The 2,092-nt window shown below is 65.0% G+C and carries 2 protein-coding genes; one reads left to right on the plus strand and one right to left on the minus strand.

Features of this window, described 5'->3' with window-relative positions:
• A partial coding sequence (locus VKI00_RS18550; RefSeq protein WP_324439927.1) for an acyl-CoA synthetase occupies nt 1-1,593 on the minus strand: 1,593 nt, incomplete at its 3' end.
• Between the two features lie 18 nt (nt 1,594-1,611).
• On the opposite strand from VKI00_RS18550, the gene VKI00_RS18555 reads away from it, so the two are divergent.
• The coding region (locus VKI00_RS18555) for an enoyl-CoA hydratase-related protein (protein ID WP_324439929.1) at nt 1,612-2,092 on the plus strand (481 nt) is incomplete at its 3' end.

Below are 2,092 nucleotides of genomic sequence, written 5' to 3' on the forward strand. Positions count from 1 at the left end.
GTCGACCAGCCAAAGGCTGCGTGGCACTTTGTATCCCGCGATCTCGGCGCGCACGAAGCTGTCCAGCTCCGACAGCGCCGGCCGAGAGCCCGGCCGGGCCTGCACCACCGCGGCCACATGCTGGCCGTAACGGGCATCGGGCACGCCGACCACCAAAGCGTCGAAGACGTCGGGGTGGCCCTTGAGCGCCGCCTCGACCTCTTCGGGGTAGATCTTCTCGCCGCCGCTGTTGATCGACACCGAGCCGCGGCCCAGCATGGTGACGGTGCCGTCTTCCTCGACCTGCGCGTAGTCGCCCGGAATCGCGTAGCGCACCCCGTTGATGGTCTGGAAGGTCTCGGCGGTCTTCTTCTCGTCCTTGTAGTAACCGACCGGGATGTTGCCCTTCTTGGCGATCAGACCGCGCACGCCGGAACCGGGCTTCACCTCGTTGCCGTCCTCATCGAGCACGACGGTGCGGTGGTCGATCGTCACCCGTGGGCCACCGCTGTGCGGCGCGTCCTTGGCGACGATGCTGGTGCCGCCAAAACCGGTCTCCGAGGAGCCGATCGAATCGGTGATCACCCGGTTGGGCAGCAACTCCAGCAGTCTTTCCTTGATGCTCGGCGAGAACAGCGCCGCGGTGCTGGCGAGCAAGAACAGCGACGACAGGTCGTATTCGTTGCCCTCGTCCTGATGAGCCAGCAATGCGTCGAGCAACGGCCGCGCCATCGCGTCGCCGGTGAAGAACAGCAGGTTCACCTTATGGTCGTGAATCGTGCGCCACACCTCGTCGGCGTTGAATTCGGGTGCGAGCACGGTGGTTTGGCCGGAGAAGATCGACATCCAGGTAGCCGACTGCGTGGCGCCGTGGATCATCGGCGGAATCGGATAGCGGATCATCGGCGGATTCTGCGCGGCGGCCGTGGCGAGGTCATGCTCGTCTTTGACGAATTCGCCGGTGGCGAAGTCGGTTCCGCCGAACAGCACCCGGTAGATGTCCTCGTGGCGCCACATCACTCCCTTCGGGAAGCCGGTGGTGCCGCCGGTGTAGAGCAGGTAGATGTCGTCGGCGCTGCGTGCACCGAAATCCCGCTCGGGTGAGCCGGCCGCGATCGCGGAGTAGAACTTGACGCCGCCGTAACGCTGGAAGTCGTTGTCGCTGCCGTCCTCGACGACGAGGACGGTCTTGACGTTCGGGGTGTCCGGTAGCACGTTGGCGACGCGGTCGGAGTACTGGCGCTCGTGGACCACCGCAACCATGTCCGAGTTCTCGAAGAGATAGCGAAGTTCACCCTCGACGTAGCGGTAGTTGACGTTCACCAGGATCGCGCCGGCTTTGACGATGCCGAGCATCGCGATGACGATCTCGTTGCGGTTGCGGCAGTAGAGCCCGACCTTGTCGTCCTTCTGCACGCCCTGGTCGAGAAGGTAGTGCGCCAGGCGGTTGGCCTTCTCCTCCAGTTGGGCGTAGGTCAGCTGGTCGTCGCCGCAGATCAGGGCGACACGGTCAGGGACGGCATCGATGGCGTGCTCCGCCAGGTCGGCAATATTCAGGGCCACGGACCCCAAATTAGAACGTGTTACATTTCCTGACAAGTCCGACGCCCGCATGGAGGAAGGCGATCACCCGTGAGCGAGTCCGAAAAAAGCGCCGACGCCATCATTGAGCAGCGCGGACACACCCTGATCCTGACGCTGAACCGTCCCGAGGCCCGCAATGCCCTGAGCACCGAGATGCTGTCGATCATGGTCGAGGCGTGGGACCGCGTCGACAACGATCCCGGCATCCGATGCTGCATCCTGACCGGAGCCGGCGGCTACTTCTGCGCGGGCATGGACCTCAAAGCCGCGACCGCGCGCCCACCGGGTGACTCCTTCAAAGACGGCAGCTACGACCCGTCGCGCATCGACGCCTTGCTCAAAGGCCGTCGGCTGACCAAGCCGCTGATCGCCGCGGTCGAGGGCCCGGCCATCGCCGGCGGCACCGAGATCCTGCAGGGCACCGACATCCGCATCGCCGGCGAAAGCGCCAAGTTCGGCATCTCCGAAGCCAAATGGAGCCTGTATCCGATGGGCGGCTCGGCGGTGCGGCTGGTGCGGCAGATCCCCT

This window comes from Mycobacterium sp., from assembly GCF_035314665.1.
In the GTDB taxonomy this organism is placed as follows: Bacteria; Actinomycetota; Actinomycetes; order Mycobacteriales; family Mycobacteriaceae; genus Mycobacterium.